General features: G+C 45.7%; 16 protein-coding genes. 6 read left to right on the forward strand and 10 right to left on the reverse strand.

Translation table 11 applies throughout. The annotated features are described in order from the left end of the window. Positions 1-4 precede the first annotated feature (4 nt). The gene (locus ACFQ1X_RS13195) at positions 5-3,769 is read right to left on the reverse strand and encodes a DEAD/DEAH box helicase (protein WP_144840777.1); all 3,765 of its coding nucleotides are present in this window, start codon (positions 3,767-3,769) and stop codon (positions 5-7) included. A 343-nt stretch (positions 3,770-4,112) separates the two neighbouring features. Between ACFQ1X_RS13195 and ACFQ1X_RS13200 the strand changes: the two genes are divergently transcribed. Further along, complete coding sequence (locus tag ACFQ1X_RS13200; RefSeq protein WP_144840778.1) at positions 4,113-4,955, forward strand: aldo/keto reductase; 843 nt, start codon at positions 4,113-4,115, stop codon at positions 4,953-4,955. 45 nt (positions 4,956-5,000) lie between these two features. Here the strand turns inward: ACFQ1X_RS13200 and ACFQ1X_RS13205 are convergent, their stop codons facing one another. Both ACFQ1X_RS13205 and ACFQ1X_RS13210 read right to left on the reverse strand, forming a co-directional pair. Continuing rightward, positions 5,001-5,330 (reverse strand): hypothetical protein, encoded by a 330-nt coding sequence (locus tag ACFQ1X_RS13205; RefSeq protein WP_144840779.1) that lies wholly within the window; start codon positions 5,328-5,330, stop codon positions 5,001-5,003. 160 nt (positions 5,331-5,490) lie between these two features. Further along, a complete protein-coding gene (locus ACFQ1X_RS13210; RefSeq protein ID WP_144840780.1) occupies positions 5,491-5,673 on the reverse strand; it encodes a hypothetical protein in 183 nt (60 codons plus the stop codon). A 222-nt stretch (positions 5,674-5,895) separates the two neighbouring features. Between ACFQ1X_RS13210 and ACFQ1X_RS13215 the strand changes: the two genes are divergently transcribed. After that, positions 5,896-7,095, forward strand: a complete 1,200-nt coding sequence (locus ACFQ1X_RS13215; protein ID WP_144840781.1) for an MFS transporter — start codon at positions 5,896-5,898, stop codon at positions 7,093-7,095. 373 nt (positions 7,096-7,468) lie between these two features. Here the strand turns inward: ACFQ1X_RS13215 and ACFQ1X_RS13220 are convergent, their stop codons facing one another. After that, on the reverse strand, positions 7,469-8,221 hold the full coding sequence (locus tag ACFQ1X_RS13220; protein WP_144840782.1) for a DUF6920 family protein: 753 nt from the start codon (positions 8,219-8,221) through the stop codon (positions 7,469-7,471). Between the two features lie 175 nt (positions 8,222-8,396). Between ACFQ1X_RS13220 and ACFQ1X_RS13225 the strand changes: the two genes are divergently transcribed. From ACFQ1X_RS13225 to ACFQ1X_RS13235, 3 genes are read left to right on the forward strand one after another with little or no spacing between them, the layout of a single operon-like run. Then, positions 8,397-8,756: a flavodoxin family protein gene (locus tag ACFQ1X_RS13225; RefSeq protein ID WP_144840783.1), complete on the forward strand. Its 360-nt coding sequence runs from the start codon at positions 8,397-8,399 to the stop codon at positions 8,754-8,756. Then, positions 8,740-8,877, forward strand: coding sequence for a hypothetical protein (locus ACFQ1X_RS13230; protein ID WP_379082910.1), 138 nt, complete (start codon positions 8,740-8,742; stop codon positions 8,875-8,877). The genes ACFQ1X_RS13225 and ACFQ1X_RS13230 overlap by 17 nt, the downstream gene beginning before the upstream one ends. 24 nt (positions 8,878-8,901) lie before the next feature. Beyond that, positions 8,902-9,774, forward strand: a complete 873-nt coding sequence (locus tag ACFQ1X_RS13235; RefSeq protein WP_144840784.1) for a hypothetical protein — start codon at positions 8,902-8,904, stop codon at positions 9,772-9,774. A 159-nt stretch (positions 9,775-9,933) separates the two neighbouring features. Here the strand turns inward: ACFQ1X_RS13235 and ACFQ1X_RS13240 are convergent, their stop codons facing one another. Continuing rightward, entirely contained in the window at positions 9,934-10,662 is a 729-nt protein-coding gene (locus tag ACFQ1X_RS13240) for an SDR family NAD(P)-dependent oxidoreductase (protein ID WP_144840785.1), read from the reverse strand. Positions 10,663-10,902: 240 nt separating this feature from the next. Between ACFQ1X_RS13240 and ACFQ1X_RS13245 the strand changes: the two genes are divergently transcribed. Beyond that, positions 10,903-11,985: an AI-2E family transporter gene (locus ACFQ1X_RS13245; protein WP_144840786.1), complete on the forward strand. Its 1,083-nt coding sequence runs from the start codon at positions 10,903-10,905 to the stop codon at positions 11,983-11,985. A gap of 145 nt (positions 11,986-12,130) precedes the next feature. On the opposite strand, the gene ACFQ1X_RS13250 is transcribed toward ACFQ1X_RS13245, so the two are convergent. The 5 genes from ACFQ1X_RS13250 to ACFQ1X_RS13270 form a co-directional block, all read right to left on the reverse strand. Further along, positions 12,131-13,000 carry a peptidylprolyl isomerase gene (locus ACFQ1X_RS13250; protein ID WP_144840787.1) on the reverse strand — a complete coding sequence of 290 codons (870 nt, stop codon included), beginning with the start codon at positions 12,998-13,000 and terminating at the stop codon, positions 12,131-12,133. Between the two features lie 162 nt (positions 13,001-13,162). Next, positions 13,163-14,671: a phytoene desaturase family protein gene (locus ACFQ1X_RS13255; protein WP_144840788.1), complete on the reverse strand. Its 1,509-nt coding sequence runs from the start codon at positions 14,669-14,671 to the stop codon at positions 13,163-13,165. Positions 14,672-14,902: 231 nt separating this feature from the next. Beyond that, complete coding sequence (gene nhaC / locus ACFQ1X_RS13260) at positions 14,903-16,288, reverse strand: Na+/H+ antiporter NhaC (protein ID WP_144840789.1); 1,386 nt, start codon at positions 16,286-16,288, stop codon at positions 14,903-14,905. Positions 16,289-17,134: 846 nt separating this feature from the next. Beyond that, positions 17,135-17,950 (reverse strand): STAS domain-containing protein, encoded by an 816-nt coding sequence (locus tag ACFQ1X_RS13265; protein WP_144840799.1) that lies wholly within the window; start codon positions 17,948-17,950, stop codon positions 17,135-17,137. Positions 17,951-18,170: 220 nt separating this feature from the next. Next, a complete protein-coding gene (locus ACFQ1X_RS13270; RefSeq protein ID WP_144840800.1) occupies positions 18,171-18,737 on the reverse strand; it encodes an MEDS domain-containing protein in 567 nt (188 codons plus the stop codon). Positions 18,738-18,908 lie beyond the last annotated feature (171 nt).

Consider the following 18,908-nt stretch of genomic DNA (forward strand, 5'->3'; position numbering starts at 1 on the left):
CCGCTCACCCCTTCTGCAAGACTTTCAAGCCGTTTTTCTTCTTCACTGTCTCCAGCACGTGACGGTACATCCGTTTGGTTTCCTCTTTTTTCGCCCTTTTCGTAAACATGTCCGAACTGCCGATCATCACGAGCATTTGCTTCGCGCGCGACAAGGCAACGTTCAGCCGACGGTAATCTTTGGCAAAGCCGATATCACCGTGATTGTTTTGATTATTGCGCACCATACTGAGCAGGATGATTTCCATCTCACTGCCCTGGAAGCGGTCAACGGTGCCCGTGCGAATCGTCAAATGCGGCAATCGCAGTTCCTGGTCGATCATGCGCTGCAGGCGCTTCACTTGTTCACCATAAAACGAGATGACGCCGACCGTTTTCAGTTCATTGGCATCGATTCTTCCAGCGTCTTTCGCTTCCGAAACCGCGCCGTTCAGTTCTGTCAGCAAACGGCTGATTTCCTGCAGTTCTGCGGAATTGTACAAACTCTTTCCGCCGCTCATCCGTTCCTCGAAATACGCCGGTTCATTCGGCAGATCAAGCCACATCAAGTGGTTGCTGCGTTTTATGCCAGGTGATTCCAGGAAGTGGTCACGATCACGGTCCGAATCTTCCAGCCCGCACTGCAATTGGTCGTTGTCGAATTTATAGAACGGCGAAATCGTCTCCATGATGTCTTCATGCATCCGGTATTGAATCGCCAGCATCGTCTTGTTCGACTCCGGCAAATTTTTATATAACCGCTCAAACAGCGACTCTTCCAGCAGCTTCTCGAGTTCCCTCTTTTCCTCAAAACCGCTGTTTTCCCTGATCATTTCCTCAAGCGTTTCTTCCAAAGTATCGTTGCCAAGCAGCGGCGGCAATTGGTGATGATCCCCGACAAGAATGATTTTTTTGCCCTTCAGCATCGGCAGCAGGAGTTCCGGCGGTGTCGCTTTCGAAACTTCATCGATGATCACCACATCAAATTCCGGGTAATTATCAATAAAATCCTTGCGTGCCGAAGCGACGCATGTCGTGCCGATCACATTGGCGTGCTTGATATACAATTTACGGATCTCGTCCAAGTCATGGTCATTGGCATCTGCCAATAACTCCAGCCATTTCTTCTGAATGGTTTGCATCAGCGGCAAGTTTTTCTGTTCCTGCTTCAGCGATTCCATATCGAATGAAAGACTGGCAATCCTTTTCGCAGTTCTTTCGTATTCGGCTTCCGGATCGGAAGACAGGATCAGTTGGAGCGCTTCCTGCTCTCTTTCATTGATTGCAATGCGTTCCAGTGTCTGCTCGAGTACTGCATTGATTTCAGCGATTCTTTTCTGGACGTGACCGAGCGCAGCGCTTTCCTGCAGCTGTTCTCTTTGCAGCTTTTCCAAACGCTGGCCGAGCTGTTCAAAAGAAGCCTTGTCGCGATTAAGCGCCTGAAGTACAGTCTTTTGTTCACGAATCGCCGATTCAATATCAGCAGGAATATCAATTGTGACCGACAATTGTTCTGCACGCTGTGCAAGAGAATTGAGTTCCTGTTGTACGCCGTCCAGCTTTTCTGACCATTTCCTGTCCAAAGCAGTGGACTGCTGTTGCTGTTTCAGCAGTTCCCCGCCGATCGCTCTTTTCAATTCCTGAAACGACCGCTTGGAATTATCGATGTAGACATCGGCCGGTTTCAGCTCCGCGCCTCTTCGCCACAGCTCGTTCTGCCGCTTATACAAACCGGTTAATACTTTTCCAAGGGCCGCAGAATCGATGCTCGGTGAACTCTTCAGGAATGCACGCAGCTTGTCCAAAAACTCTTCAATATCCGCCAGCGTGAATGCTTCCCCACTGGCCACAGCTTTGTCGCGCACCTTATCGAGGGCAATTCCTGCAGGCGCCAGCAATTTCTCCACGTAGCCGATTGCCGCTGTTAAGCTGTCGTTCAACTTTTCCAGCTGTTTCCGCTCCTTCATCTTGTCACGGATCAAATCCAATTTTCCCATGGAATAAGTGATGGCCGTTGTTTCCTCAATCTCCTGCTGCGCCATCAGTTCCAGCAGCCCATCCACTTTTTTGATGCTTTCAATCACTTCCAGGGCGCCAACTTTATCGCCAATCAAACCACGTACTTTTTCAAGCTCTTCCGTAATGACAGCCATTTTCCGTTTCTTGTCTGCCATTTCTGCTTCCAGCTGTTGATGATGGAGCGCTTGTCCCAGCTGCTCGATCACCGCTCCGACACGCTCCAGTTCCTGCTCATACCAGTCCAGATTTTTTTCGCTTTCAACGAGCTCCTGATCTTCGGCAATTGATGTTGCAAGCGCGACAAGTTTTTGTTCGCTTTCCGCCTTCTCCTGCAGAGACTGTTCCCTTTGCAGATCAAACGCTTCAAGCTTATGCCGTTCTTTATTCAACAGGTTCTCAATATCCTTTTGTTTCTCGGCCGCGTCTTTTTTATCCGCTACCGCTTGCTTCAGGCTCTCAACAACCGGCTGCAATTCCGCATAAGCCCGTTCGGTCGCTTCAAGATTTTCTGCCAGTTCCACTTCGCGCTTTTTGCGCATTTCGTATTGTTCCGTTATTTCATTTAACGTACTGTCTTTCCAATATTGCCCTACATTTTCTTCGATGAATTTCTTGCCTTCTTCTTCAATGCTTTCGGTGCGTCCAACACGCAGAATGCGAATATCTTTGTTGGTCAACAAACGACCAAGCGCATTGTCGACAGCGAGATTCGACTGGGAAGCGACCAGCGTCCGCAATCCTTTTTTCGCGTTCTGAAGACAAATTTCTGAAATGACGGTCGTCTTGCCAGTTCCCGGCGGCCCTTGGATCACATACAGATCTTCCGCTGCAATTGCACCCGACACAGCCTGTTGCTGAAACTCGTTCAGCCGGTTTTGATAAGTCAGCTTCTCCAGTGCTTTCAATGGTGCCACGGTCGGTTTCTCTTCGAATAAAAGACGGTCGAGCTGCGGATTCACCGCCAGCCCTTTCTCCAGATTCGTGAAGCCTTGTCGCAGTCTGCGAATCTGGCTTAACGCTGCGAAATTGCTGAAGACAACTTCTTTTTTGGCAAGGCTGTGCCCTTTTTCCCTCATCTGCTTAATGATGTAATTGTTCAATTCGATTTCGACGTTTCTTTTCGAAGCCTTCAGTACCGTGCCGACGTCTCCGTCAATTCCGGTAAGGCGCACACTTAAATTGCGCAACGACTTCCACTCCTTGTCGTTCATCTGGCATCCCGTCAATGTGATGCGGCTGAAGTCGTGGCTGAACGCAAGATTCGAATAGACCGATTTGATATCGGGAATATCCATGCCCTGCTCCTGAATCTTCAAATAGCCTTCCCAGCTGGAGATCCGTTTTTTCACATACTCCGAACGCTCTTTCGCAGGCGTCATCCGGTTGATCAAATTGATGAATGCAACCGGCACCGGATCGCGCGAATCCGTGAACACAACCGACTCTTCCCGCTGCCAATTCGTCCCGATCGACTGATACGCTTTTCGGAGTGTCACATTCGCCACCAGCAATTGATGGTTCCGGAACACGCAGTGCAGAACGATTATTCCATCCACATTGTCCGCCACCCGCTTCGCTTGCTCCGGTCCCAAAAACAGCGCCACCGAAAGAGAGCCATCCGTGCCGGACGGATAGCGCTCCATAAACAAGTTAAAAGGCTTGGCCCCATTAAAAAACGAGCGTTCGCTGATGCCGAACCCTCTCATTTTTTCTGAAGCGGTTTTGGTTATTCTGATTGATGTTTTATATGTATTTGTCTGTGCTTGAACCATTCCATCACCTGTTCTGAAATCTGGAAAATCATTTCTGTGACTCTTTAATAGTCATGTCCGATTTATCACCATATCTTTTAATTATAACATCTATTGAGGTATGCTATCACACGAAAATAAATAGCAGAAACAATAAATCCTAAAAATTCTCCGGCTTCATTTCTGCGAAAGATTTGGAAGAATCGACGATAAACTGGTTTCAGTCACAGAATAATCCACTTCCGGAAGCTTTATCCTCAGCTCTTTGGGGTATGGAAATACATTCGCAGTTTTTAAACGGAGACACCGATTTCCTGCCGCGAAGAACAATCAAATTTTTAAAAAACAGGAGGCTCTTCATTATATGGAAAAAAGTTTACAGGATGTAGTTAAATTGCAGAGCGGGGCAGAAATGCCCTGGTTCGGACTGGGCGTTTTCAGAGTCAAAGAAGGACCTGAACTGGTCAATGCAGTAAAAACCGCTATTAAAAATGGCTACCGCAGTATCGATACTGCAGCTATCTATCAAAATGAAAAAGCCACCGGCCAGGGCATCCGCGAAGGAATCGAGGCAGCCGGCATTTCAAGAAAAGATTTATTCATCACATCAAAAGTCTGGAATGCCGATCAGGGATATGACTCCACCATTGAGGCTTATGAAGCGAGCCTTGAACGCCTGGGGTTGGATTATTTGGATTTGTATTTAATCCACTGGCCGGTGGCAGACAAATATAAAGACACATGGAAAGCCATGGAAAAGCTCTACAACGATGGCCGGGTCAAATCAATCGGAATCAGCAATTTTCATGTTCACCACATGAAAGATTTACTGTCGGAGGCAACAGTGAAACCGATGGTCAATCAAATTGAATACCATCCATATCTCACCCAACAAGAAGTTCAAGCGTTCTGTGTGGAACAAGGCATCCAAATGGAAGCCTGGTCTCCTTTAATGGCCGGTGAATTATTGGACCAGCCTTTATTGAAGGAAATCGGAGAGAAATACGGCAAATCGGTTGCACAGATCATTCTTCGTTGGGATTTGCAAAACGGAGTTGTGACGATTCCGAAATCGACGAACGAACAGCGCATCGTTGAGAACGCTTCGATTTTTGATTTCGAGTTATCGATTGAAGATATGGACCGGATTTCCGCATTGAACCAGAACAAACGAGTCGGTTCAGACCCGGATAATTTTGATTTTTAAACAAACAGGCGCTTTCCTTGTGTAAAGGAAGCGCCTGTTTCTTTTCTAATTTTCCTCAAGCTTTTGCCCGAGTTCCTCTTCTGACACCCGTTCAATCGGGTAATAGGTTTCCAGCCGTTCCAACTGGACCAGTGCATCTTTATAAAAATCCATATCTGTAAATTCATCTTCATAGTAAATGGAATTGTCCGAGGTTTCCAGTAAAAGCCGGATTTTCTCTATGGCTTTACCGCCACTGGCATCTTCATCCCCAAATACCGTACCGCCTTCAGTTGTTTCTTGCTGCTGAAGATATACGGTTCCATCCAACCCTTTTCTTTTCCCTTCGTCTGCATGCTCTACCACTTCCGACAAGGCGACAGCTGTAAGCCTCATTGTACTCACTCCTTCCACGAGTATAATTATCTTATGTATAGATGTTATTTACTCCATGGAGCAGAGCTAAACATCTTCAGGCGTTTGCTCAGTAAGCCATTTCAAAATTGAATCGGCTTATTTTTACGAAAACAAAAAGCACTGCAATGTGCAGCGCCCTTTACTTCTTCGTTTTCTCTTTTATCTTATTCGCAACGTCATCTTTCATGACTATCGCTTTTTCTTTATATGTCGTCGCTTTTTCTTTATAATCATCTTTATTTTCTTCCCAGTGCGTTTTGCCTTTTTCAATAGACTTGTCTTTCAAGGCGTTCAGTTTGTCCATAAATGCCATTTCAATCATCCTTCCGTTCTCATCACCACAAACATGGTCTGCGAACTGCGTTAAGCATAACCTTTTTTTAACTGAATGTCTAAAAAATGAGTCAAGCAACTTTCGTAAAACTTCATCCTATTATTGAAGCTTTTAATTTCTTGTGTTCGGGGGGCTGGTCCGATATAGTTATTCTCTGAAGAAAAATAGCGGGCCACCCGCGCCTTAATCTATTGGACAAGGAGACACCAAGTGAATTTAAATAAACCAAAACTCTGGACGAAGGAATTTATCCTCATTTCCACCGTCAATTTTTTCTTAACTTTAGTCTTTTTCCTATTAATCGTCACCATCGCCGTTTATGCAGTGGCGGAATTCGGTGCCTCCACAAGCGAAGCCGGTCTGGCGACGGGCATAGCCATTATCGGGACAATGACCGGTCGGATAATCATCGGACGGCTGATCGAAAAGATCGGGCGCAGAAGAACATTGATCATCGGCCTGATTTTATTTGTATTAACAACGCTGTTGTATTTTGTGAACCTTAATCTGACGTTTCTGATGATCAACCGTTTTCTTCACGGCATGACGCTCGGGATGGCAAGCACTGCGGCGGGAACTATTGTGGCGCAAATTATTCCCATGACCCGAAAAGGTGAAGGGATCGGCTATTTCAGTATGAGCTCCACGTTAGCAACGGCAATCGGACCGTTTATCGGCCTGTATATGAGCCAGCGCACCAGCTTTGAAATGATTTTTGCGCTTTGTGTCTTTTTCGGATTGATCAGTCTGGCGTTTGCGCTTTTCGTAAAAGTGCCGCCTGTGGATTATTTCGTTAAAAGCGACAAAGCAGGAGGATTCAAAATATCCGATTTCCTGGAACCAAGAGCTCTGCCCATTGCGGTTATCACTTTTACTGCAGCTCTATGCTTTTCCAGCATTCTTTCTTTCATTAATTTTTATGCCATAGAAATCGATCTGGTTGAGACCGCCAGTTTCTTTTTTGTTGTATATGCTATAGCCGTCCTGCTTTCGCGTCCATTTACCGGCCGCTTAATGGATAGTAAGGGAGCGAATTTTGTCATGTACCCTGCATTTGTGCTGCTGGCCGCAGGGCTTTTGCTTCTGAGTACGGCAACCAGCAGCTTCGCATTTTTAACTGCAGCCGTCCTGATCGGTTTCGGTTTTGGCAACCTGCAGTCGACCACGCAGGCCATCGCCGTCAAGCTGACGCCACCCCACCGGATGGGGCTCGCGACTTCGACGTTCTTTATCTTTCTGGATGCCGGACTCGGTTTCGGACCTTATATTCTTGGTTTCATCATTCCGTTGACCGGCTTTAGCACGCTGTATGTCATACTCGGATTTACGGCACTTGCCGCATCCATTCTGTACTATGTGCTGCACGGTAAAAAAGAGCGCGCAGAAAGTACGGCCGCTTCGATTTCATAACATGAAAAAAGGCATCCTTTTAACGAAGGATGCCTCTTTTTAGCTTGTTGAGAAAGAGAAAATGTAAATCGATATTACGCAAAATAGCTTGCTTGCCTGGGGGCTCGCGCTGAGCTAACTCGGTCTCGTTCCACTTCGCCCGAGTGGATCTCAGCACTTCGCTTGGTCCCCTGGGCGTCTGCGCTGTTTTGCTTCATATCTCAGATCACTTTCTACCAAGGAATACACGTTTATGTCTATTTTATGTGGGAAAGTGGACACTTCCGTTCTGCCTAGAGGGCAATGATTGGAGAAGTTGTCTGTTTCTCGACAGCCTGAAAAATGCATCCTTTTAACGAAGGGTGCCTTTTTTCATGCTTTAAAATTCTGCATTTCAAATGGTATTAAACCGGATATCGCTTGCTCTGAAACGGTACCACGTAAACGGCCCATGTTCGAGCAGCCAGCTGATTTCGAGCTCCACAGGGATTTTCAATCCGTCCAAGCGCTGATGTTCTTTGATGGTGCCTGTGCATAACACGAGACGCGAATCCTCATCGCTTTCTTTGTAGCGCCAGGCCTCCACTTTCAGCAATTCGTATTGCTCATCAAAATAGAAAGTAGCGGAGCCTTGCAATCCTGCATACTTCAACGTAGCGATTGCCGTATAGGCATCTTCTTCCTCCCAGGAAATATACGGACCTACTGCCGCCGTTGGATACCACGCCAGCTCCATAAGGTAGCGCTGCAGTGATGACTGATTGGTCTTTTCATTTTCCATCGTTTTCGAAATCGGCATGATGCCGCCGAGCTTGATGCGCATGCTGCCCAAGCCGCGCTCGAAACTGTCTTTACCGGTTACATAGATGCCAGGGGCAAGTTTCATCTTCACATCCCAACGGAACGCGGGCGGATCGGTGTGGCTGATTTGTTCCGATTCGGATGCGGTCCACTCTTTCTGCTCCGGTTTCAATTTAATCGTTCCTGTTTGATTCAGACGGATGTTGCGGATAGGTGCATGACCGACAGCCCCAATCGCATGGAGCCAATTTTTTATCACTGGCGGCAGTGACTCCATCATCTCTGGGGTGATTCCATTTTGTACATTGTGGCTGAACTGTGCTCCAAAATCCGTATTTTTCTCCATCATTGACCCACCTTTCAGATGTAATAGCTGTTTCCAAAATTTACATTGACATGAATAAAGGATATTAGGGTTGCGCATGGAAGTAATTAAGTAAATGAAAGACAGCCGTCAGACTCTCACTTTCACCCGTCACGGGCGCTCGCCGGAATACCAGCGTGAAATGGAGGTAAAAGTCATGAATATTGGAATTATCGTTCATTCTCAGACCGGCCACACTATGCTTGTCGGTGAAAGAATCCGCGAAAAATTGGAAAGCATCGGCCACGAGGTTTCGTTGATTAGAATGAAAAATCTTGATAACACGGACCCTGAGCACCATCCCAAAAACATTAAGTTGGATCACATTCCCGAAGCGAGCGGTTATGATGCACTGATTTTTGGCGCATGGGTTCAGGCATTTAACCTCTGCTCCGGATTTCATCTCTATCTTAAACAAATACCCGTTTTCGATACAAAAAATGTCTCTTGCTTTTTGACAGAGCATTTTCCGTACAGATGGATGGGGGGGCACTTTTGCTTTGTCCCAAATGATTAAAATGCTCAAAGCCAAAGGAGCCGAAGTGAAAACATCCGGCGTTATCAACTGGTCAAGCAAAAAAAGAGAACAGCAGATCGATGACCTGGTTGATCGGTTCAGCAGCCAATACGATTTCTGAACTCTGCTGTAGGAGGTTAACTGGATGAAAGTAATGGATATCTTGCTGGGCAGCGATCCCGCTGTCAGACGGCAAACCCAACTTTATCTTTTGGGCGAGGAAAATCCCTACTCAGATGACGGCTGGGTAGGGGAATTTCTTTCCTGTTACAATACAGAAACGCATACTTGGGGAAATGGAATATACGGACCCAAATGGATTTCAACATTTTACACGATGCGCGATTTGCAATCACTCGAAATCATGTGGAATCCCGAAGAATTTGTGGAAGATGATGTTTGTGTCGTGGCAATGTTTGTGAGTTTATTGACATATGGCCAACATCCTTCCCAAGTAATTGACGAAATGATTCAGTATTTACTCAAATGGCAGATGCCGGATGGCGGATGGAATTGCTCAGCCGTTTATGGGACCAGCAGAAAAAGTTCCATTCACACCACGCTGTCCGTCCTGGAAGCCTATGCAGATTACGAAAAGCACGGCTATCGCAACCTGCTCCCGGCGATCAAAGAACAGATCCCTGCAGGTCAGGCTTATTTATTGCGCCGCAACCTCATGCACCGGGAATCGACAAACGAAATCATCCTGCCCTATATCGTCCAGTTCCACTTCCCGACAAGATGGAAATACGATGTCCTGCGCGCACTGGTTTATTTTGCTTCCATCAAACATCCATATGAACCTGCATTGGAGGAAGGTTTGGAATTACTCAAGAAAAAATTTGAAAAAGGCTATTTGACAAAGGGTCCGACCCACTCGGGACGCCTTCATTTCAAAATGGAAAAAAATAGGTTCGGTGCAATGAATACGTTGCGAGGGCTGATGGTGTTGAAGGAATATGATCAGGGTTTTTACGAAGACTTATTGCATAGGGAAATCCAAGTTCCCCACGCATAGCTTTAGAATTATTCTTTATTGACTTAAAAAAGACACTCAGATACGCGTTAAAATTTTATGTCTTTCTAAGTTCGTTAGATAGAACCGAAAAAAAGCCTTATCCATAATCTCTCGCGAGAAAAGGACAAGGCTCTTCAAATTGTAAACATGGTCAAGAATTTATTGAACCGAGTATGCACCATCAACAGGCAGTATTGCCCCCGTTATAAACGATGCGGCTGGAGAAGCCAGGAATGCAACAGTTTGTGCAACTTCAACAGGTTCCCCGAGACGTTTGAATGGTGTGCGGTCAACGATTGGCTGGATGAAGTCATCTTCCAAACCTGACACCAGTGGTGTATTGATCCAGCCTGGGGCTACAGCATTCACACGGATGCCGTCTTTGGCATAAGCAATCGCCAGTGATTTTGTAATCTGATCAACTCCCCCTTTGGAAGCGCTGTAAGCTGGAGCAAAGTCAGACCCGAAAATTGCCAGCATCGAGGAAACGTTAACGATAGTTCCGATCTCAGACTTCGCCAGCAACGGTTGAGCGAGCGTGCTGAAATGGAATACCGCGTTCATATTAATATCAATCACTTTTTTAAAAGTATTTTGTGCAAATTGTTCTGGCAAGTTAACTCCCGCGCCATTGAATAAGATATCCAGTGATTCAAGGGATTTCATGAATTTTTCGACAGCCGGTTCGTCAGTGACGTCAATTTCAACGGGCACAATGTCCAGGCCATCGGGAATATTTAATGCTTCTGAATTCAACCCTGCTGCATATACCTTCGCTCCAAGTTTCGCTAAATAAACAGCTGTTGCTTCTCCAATACCTGAGGTTCCACCTGTTACCACAGCTGTACGTCCTTCAAATAAGTTTTCTGCAAATGTTTGAGTAGTCATTTTATTCCTCCATGTCTAATATTGTTTGAAGAAGTTAATTGCTTCCTCGATACCCACTGTACGGGATTTGACTGAATAAACCTTGTAAACTGCTCAGCGAAGTTTGAATTAACAGCAATGCGGGCTGCATATACACAAGAAGTTCAGTTGTTCCTTTTTTGTTTAATGACACCTTTCATAGGCTATAAGGGTATAAAGGATTATTCTGTAAAACACCCCTGAAAGCAAGGAGGTCTGAGCATGCCCAAAACTCGATGGTTTCTATTTTTATACAGCGTCGTCCTCTTGCTGATCATTATATATCTCGCGGCACGGATGCCGTTTCTGCTTTACCCGTTCCGTGTCATCTTCTCGACTATCGCTCCCACGATTATTGTGGGCGGGATCCTGTATTACATATTCCGCCCGCTAGTGCGCTTGCTGGAAAAACGAATGGGGCGTGTGTCGGCTATTCTCTCCATATTCTTTATATTCACAGTCGTTATTTTCCTTCTTGGCAGTTGGCTGGGCCCGATATTGGTGAATCAGATAATGGCGCTCATCAATAATTTCCCGACCATTGTCAACCGGGTTCAGAACTGGATCAATATGACGCTGGAAAGCGACTGGTGGTTTTATATTGAAGAGCAGGACATTATGCCCGGACTTCAGCCCTCAACATTCATGGACAGTTTTTCAACAAGATTTGAAGGGTTTGGCTCAACTATTCTTAGCTTTCTTGCCAGCTTCTTTGGCATAGTGACCAAACTGGTCATTGTCCCGTTCGTCCTGTTTTTCCTTTTAAAAGATGGAGAGCGGCTCCCTGATCGTTTAGTAAAGTTCCTTCCGAAGGATTCGCGTGATGAAGGTCGCAGAATTCTGCAGGACATGGATGAAAACCTGAGTGCCTATATTCAGGGGCAGGCAATTGTCAGCCTGTTCGTGGGTGCTCTCAGTCTGGTCGCTTATATGCTGCTGGGCTTGGAATACGCGGTTATCCTGGCGCTTGTGTCGATGTTCACCAACCTGATTCCGTTTCTCGGGCCTTTCATCGGAGCCATTCCTGTATTGATTGTGGCATTTTTCCAGGATCCGCTTCTGGCGCTGTGGACTGCAATCGCCATCATCATTATCCAGCAAATCGAGAGCAACCTCATCTCGCCTAACGTTATGGGCCATAAACTTGAAGTGCATCCAGTCACGATTATTTTCCTTCTATATATTGGCGGCAGTTTTGCCGGCATTATCGGCATGATTCTTGTTATTCCTGTCTATGCTGTCGGAAAGGCAATCGTACAGAATTTATACCGGTTGATCCGACTGAAGTATCCGGCACTGCGCTAATACTTGGCGGTCTAATAGAAAAACATGGGAAAACCGCGATTTGGACCTAGATCCGAATCGCGGTTTTTGTTTATCTTATATCTTCTTCAATACGAACCATTTGCCCGGACATCTTTTTATCCCTGGCCAAACTGTGGCTTCAACCTCAGCTTGCGTTTAATTTATTTTCGACAGTGTACGAAGCTTGTTTTTCAGCAATCCATGTTGCATATTGCGCATTTAAGGCTTCTTCGAATAAAGTCTCTTTGATTTGTTCTTTGCTGTCTTCAAGTGTTGCTTCAGAAGCTTCGGTTTTGTCAGTTACTTTAATGATGTGGAAACCGAATTCCGTTTCGACCGGATCACTGATATCGTCCGGGTTCATTGCAAAGGCGGCTTCTTCAAACTCTGCGGCCATTTCACCTGTTCCGAAGCTGCCAAGTTCTCCGCCATTTTCGGCAGATGCCGTATCAAGCGAATATTCTGCGGCAAGTTCCGCAAAGTCACTCCCGTCGGCTAATTTCTTCGCGACTTCATCCGCCTTCTCTTTTGTTTCAGTTAAAATGTGGCTGGCTTCCACTGTGGCACTTTGGCCGAGCGATTCCTTATTTTCCGTGAAATACGTTTCAATGGCTTCTTCAGTTATTTCGACATCCGGACCGATCAACTTTTCGATTCTCAGGAAAGTCTCCATCTCGGTTTCCAGATCCTCCATTGTCAAAGCGCTGCCTTCGATTGCCGCCGCCAGTCCTTCAGCACCACCGTAAGCCTCTTCGTATTCAGCCAGTTCCGCGTCCAGTTCCTCTTGTGTTATCTCAATATCCGCTTTATCAGCTTCCTGGCGGATGATTTCATTGGAAATCATGATATCCAAAGCTTCTGGTCCGCTTGTCTTCACCATCTGTTCATAAAGTGCATCCTTTTCGATTGCCTTGCCGTCGACTGTCGCAACGACTTCCCCTTTGTTGAATCCTACTAACAGAAAAATTGCCGATGCGGCGATAACTCCAATTGCAATATACATGGCCTGTTTCACATTCATCCCTCTTTCTTTTTATCGATAGCACCACTTTATCAGGCAGTTATGAACAAACTATGACCGATACATTAATAAAAATATTTCTTTTCTAACGTAGACAAAAAAAAGAGGAGAAGCGCTGTAAATGCTTCTCCTCTTTTGCAGTTTCCAGTGAAAGTCCTATTTTTTGCTCAGCGCTTTGTCACGCTTTACAATCTTGTCGCTCACCTGCTGGCCACTTAACGTCACCATCGGCATGCCGCCGCCCGGGTTGACGGTGCCGCCGACGAAGTACAGGTTATCGTAGAGTTCACTTTGTTTCTTATGCTTGAAGCCACCATTGCGCTTCTTATCGGAAACGGTGCCGTAGATGGCTCCACGGTCAGAGCCGTACGTGCGTTCAATATCGTGCGGCGTCCAGACATCTCTTGTCACGATATTTTCCCGCAATCCGTGCAAGCCCATGCGTTCAAGCTTATCAAGGACGCGTTCTTCAAACTGCCGATATTGTTCCGGGGTAAACGGCTCCTCCTGGATGTAAGGGATATGCGGCAGGATCTTGATATTTTCGTGTCCAGGAGGCGCCTGCGTTGGATCGGTTTTATTGACGTTCACCAGGTAAATTGTAGGATCGTCCGGCAGTTCATGTTTTTCAAATACTTTATCCATCTGTTCATGCAGATTTTCCGAGAAGAAGAAATTGTGGTGATTCAGGAACGGATACGTTTTCTTCACGCCGAGATGCAGTACGAGACCGGAACTCGATGGTTCGTATTTATTCACCAGCTTCGTGACAAATTTGTCGTCCGCATCCACCATTTTTTTATAGAACGGAATGACTTCCATATTCGAGACATAATAATCGGCAGTTCTGAGCGTTCCATCTTCGAGTTCAATCGCCGAAATTTTCTTGTCTTTATTCGTGTGCGCCCGAACAACACCAACACCCGTATGGATTTGTACGCCTTCTTCTCTGGCCAGTTTCGTGAGTCCTTCAGCCAGTTTATGGGTGCCGCCTACTACATACCAGCACCCTTGGGCATGCTGCATGTAAATCATCATATTGAGAACGGCCGGCGCGCTGTACGGTGAAGAACCGACGTATTTGACGTAATAGGACAGCATATCGCGAAGATGCGGATTGCTGATGCGTTTGGAAATGGCGCTGTACATCGTCGACGTCAAATCGAAGCCGATCAATGTGGCTAGAATACCGTTCTGGGCAACCGCCTCTTTCGGCGATTCAAAGCCTTCTTTCAAATAACTGTGCTCCGTCGTTTTATAAATCCGCTGGGCATATTTCAATAGAGTATAATACTCTTTCATGTCTTTCTTTGAAAGCGCTGGATTTGCGCGCTCCATCAAATGAAGGTCACGATACAAGTCCAGCACCGTGCCGTCAGGAAAGAACGATCGCCATTCCAATTCCAGCCGCTTGATCGGCACATAATCTTCCATCCGTTTGCCGCTTCCCTTGAATAATTTATCGAAAATATGCGGCATCGTTAAAATCGACGGACCCAGGTCGAAACCGAAACCGTCCTGCTCCAGCCGATTCACTTTTCCGCCGATATGGTCATTTTTTTCATACAAAGAAACCGCATAGCCTTTTTGCGCCAGAGATATGGCCGCCGACAAACCACCCAGGCCACCCCCGATTACGATTACCGATTTATTCAAATTCCCCATATATGGACCGCCTTTCATCCCATTATTAAAATCCCGATAGCTTTTGAAACATTCCTGCTGAGCATTCTTCAGCACATAACCGTACTTCTTCTTATTCCCTGCTGGGCATTTTTAAAAACTTTACATATAGTTTTTGTATAATAATTATAACCTTTTTTAATGAAAGACGTGAGCACTTTCCTTCCATAGAAAAAAGAAGAAACTTTTGAGTAAAGTTTCTTCCCTTAATTGTTATGCCTGTTTATTGTACGTCAACGTTTTGCCCGTCACGCCGAACAGGATCGTCAGGATTGGTGACAATAAGCAAAAGATGGCAAACGGCAAGTATTCCAATGTGGATACGCCCAAAACCGTCGTGATGAAAATTCCGCAAACGCTCCAGGGCACAAGCGGATTGACCACAGTTCCGGCATCTTCCATGACCCGGCTCAAGTTTTTGCCAGCCAGTCCGACTCTTTCATAAGGACCCTGAAAAGCCTGACCCGTCAACAGAATAGATAAATATTGTTCCCCGATCAGGATATTTATGCCAATGGCCGTCATCGCAGAAGCCGCGATCACAGAGGATACTTTTTTCAACAGGCTTTCAATCTTCTGGAGTAAACATTGTACGATCCCCAAAGTGAATAACAGCCCGCCCATGCTGAGGGCGAGCAGTACCAACGCAATCGTAAAGAACATACTTTCCATGCCGCCTCTTGAGAGGAGCACATCGATTTCTTCGACTCCGGTGGACGAAACGTAGCCGCCGAACAGGATTCCAAGCATTTGAGCAACTTCAAGGCTCTGATGGAACAATGAAATGATGATTGCCGCAATTGAACTCGCTGCCAATGTCAGCAAAGCAGGAATTTTCCCGATCGTCAAAATCACCAGAACGATTAATGGAATGATTGAATACCAGTGAATTAATCCCGACGCCAGCAACCCTTCTTTAAAAAGGGCGATATCCGCCGTGTTGTCCAGTGTAATCGTTGGGGACATAAATGCGAAAAAAATCAATGTCAAAACGAATGCCGGAATCGTCGTCCAGCCCATATTGCGGATGTGTTCGAACAAATCGACGCCAACGATTGTGGACGAAAGATTGGTCGTATCCGACAGCGGTGACATTTTATCTCCGAAAAATGCACCGGAAACAATGGCACCCGCCGTTACAGCCAGGGACAGATCAAGCGCGCCACCAATTCCGATGAAAGCAACACCGACTGTCGCCACTGTCGTCAAAGAACTGCCAATGGACAGGCCGATGATCGATGTGACGACAAAAACAATTGCAAAGAAAAAGAGCGGAGTTACCAGATTGAACCCTCCATAGATTAAAGTCGGAATGGTTCCGCTGATCATCCAGCTGCTGATCAGGATGCCAATGAAGAAAAACAGGAAAACCGCACTCATTCCCGCTCCCGCGCCTTTTACCAAGCCTTGTTCCAGCTCCTTATACGATATCTTTTTCGCCAAGCCATAACAGATCAGCAGCAAAATCGACAACAGGATTGGCACGTGCGGAGGGGCTTCGAACAGAATGATACTGGAACTGATGGTTGCGACCACAATGGTGACTAGGGCAACCGCTTCTGTAAAACTTGGTGATAATACTGCCTTGATATGAAACATTTCCAATTCCCCCTGCTTTTTCTATATATGATGAACTAACTTATTGTTGTCGATATTCCGCAAAACAGCTTGCTTTCCGGGGCCCCGCGTCGGGCTAACTCACCCCCCGTGCTCCTGTCTCTGTCCCTGCATCGCTGCGCTAGCTTCGAGACATAAAAGTGCGTTGCATCGCTTGGCTAACGCACGAGTGGATCTCGACACTTCGCTTGGTCCCCCAGGAAAGGTTTGGCCGAACATCATTCGGCCAAACCTTTGCGACGAAGCGCATTAGCGCTGCAGGAGCAGTACGGTTTTCTGCGTTGTTTTGCTCCATATCTCTAGAAAGTTCTCTCAGCGATGGCGCGTTCCAGGAGCAGGCGAATGCCGACGGAGCAAAAGACGAGTGCTCTTCTCGGCTTATTGCGTGAGCCAAGGTGTGCCATACGAAGATGGCACCTCCTTTGCGACGAGCTTGCGCAGGAGCATAATCTTTGCCCTTGTCCAGAGCGCCGAAGCGGCATATAAATACTAGATTTTTAATTCAAAATGGACAAATCGATAATAAAACGAAAAAAAGAAAGCCTGTCATCCCTGATTAAAGGGACGAAGACTTTCTCCGCGTTACCACCCAATTTGACATCCTGCAACGAGCAGGAACATCCACTTCATTCATCGCTGAAATTACAGATGGCGTAATTCACCTGAATTGCTGCCTGGATTTGCACTCCCCATCCAGTCTCTGTTTGCTGCCCGCAATTAGCCTACTCAATCATCTTTCAACGTTCGTATAGTTGCTTTCAATTTTCATAATCTTAGCACGTTCTCCATACAAGTCAAGAACCTTATTAAATTTTAGTCAGCTTCCTCTTAATGCTCGTTGACCTCCAGGAACTCCTTTACAGTCCCATAAGTCTGCATCTCGTTCATCTTTATTCCCAAGCTGACAGCGGTATGAGCAATCAAGGGCCGAATCCCCGTCAATACAGGCTTTATCCCAAGAAGCTGGAGAATATCCCGAATTTGAAAGATCTGCTGTGCGACGTTCGTATCGAAATTCTGGATGCCTGAAAAGTCGATTACAAGTTGTTCAATGTCCAGATCCACTACCTTGGGAATGACTTCCGTGGAAAGATATACTGCTCTCGAATCGGTAAATTCGCCAATGAGCGGCATGACGGCGATTCCACTTTTGATGGGCACTATCGGTGCAGCCAGCTCCATAATCTCCTGTTCATTCGCAGCCAGTATTTTTTGATTTTCCAGGTTGAAATTTGTAGTTGTTTTTCGGATAGCATCATCAAAAATGTAGATTATATGGTGATATAGCCAGGAGATTTGAGATGCGCTGCTGGTTTTCAACATTCCCCGTTCCAAAAGTTCACGATGAAGCGACAACCGAAAAGTACTGATAATTTCAACCGTATTTTTCAGCAGGGTTCCATCATTATAAAAAAATTGATCAACGTCGTAATCCAGTTCCAACTCCTGCGTTTCCTGCCGGGTAAGCAGCAAGCCCATAGAGACCTTTTCTAAAAGAAGCTCCAACAAATCGTAGTGGTGAGCCAATTGCTCTTCCGTCAATTCCAAATTTAATTGCTCAGTTGCCTGCCGCAACAGGTTTTCTGTCAGTGATTTATTTTCTTCCCTAATAAATGCAGCTATTTCATGTAAGATATTTTCCATCTCCCTCTCCTCGCAATCAGAATCATATTACATTGTACAAAAGTTATATAACCCATCTTTTTTTACTATTCCCCGAGATCACTTCTATAAAACCAGTCTAAAAAAACAGCACTTTCAGTTAAAAAGTAAGTAATATAAACACTTCTAAGCATACCAGCACAATAAAAAGAGCACTCCGCCAAGTGCAGCGAAGTGCCCTTTCAAAATCTATATCTTGCTGTCACCATGAAACCGGGATTACATTAATCCGGTCATCCTCCATTAAGTAATTATGCCTGGCGCGCAATTGGGTTTGCAGCTGCTCTGAAACCCGGGGGGAATCATAGGCACAAACAGCGATGAACTTATTTTCAGTTACGAATTTATTCGCATTGTTATCATAAGTGAGGATCTTTTCTTCAAAATCTCCCTGGTTTCCCCATTCAATATGGCCCCATGTCCGGAAAGAACGGCCTTCGAGTGAAGCAGCCTTCAGCGTATTTTTAAAATATTGAATAATCGATTCAGGCAGAAAATCTCCTTGTCTCCAATAGAATTCAAAATTATTGGCGAATCGGACCGTTTTCAGTTCCTCTTCTGTCACAAGCTGTTCCAATTGTTGACAGATAAGCGGTGTCAGTCGAGGGTTTTCAATCATCAATACATAATCTTCATTTCGGATCCCATCCAATATGAAAACTAGAGCGTTCTTGATATAGGCCTCTTTTTCTTCACTCAGGTAAAAAATATGAGCGCCGTCGTTGTGACGCAATTTTGCTGTAAACTCGGGAATTTTTATTTCCAACATTTTCCCTCCTGTCTTCGTATGTTGCACATCCCAACATTCTACCAATTTTTTTTCATTAAATAAATGATTTGAGTAAATTTCATAATTCCGAGACCTTGCGGCTCTAGGTGTGTAACGGCATGAAAATAGAGCACCTCCCCAAATCCTGTATAATGGTAGTCACCACAACAA

It is taken from the genome of Metaplanococcus flavidus (genome assembly GCF_042675885.1).
Taxonomy (GTDB): domain Bacteria; phylum Bacillota; class Bacilli; order Bacillales_A; family Planococcaceae; genus Planococcus; species Planococcus flavidus.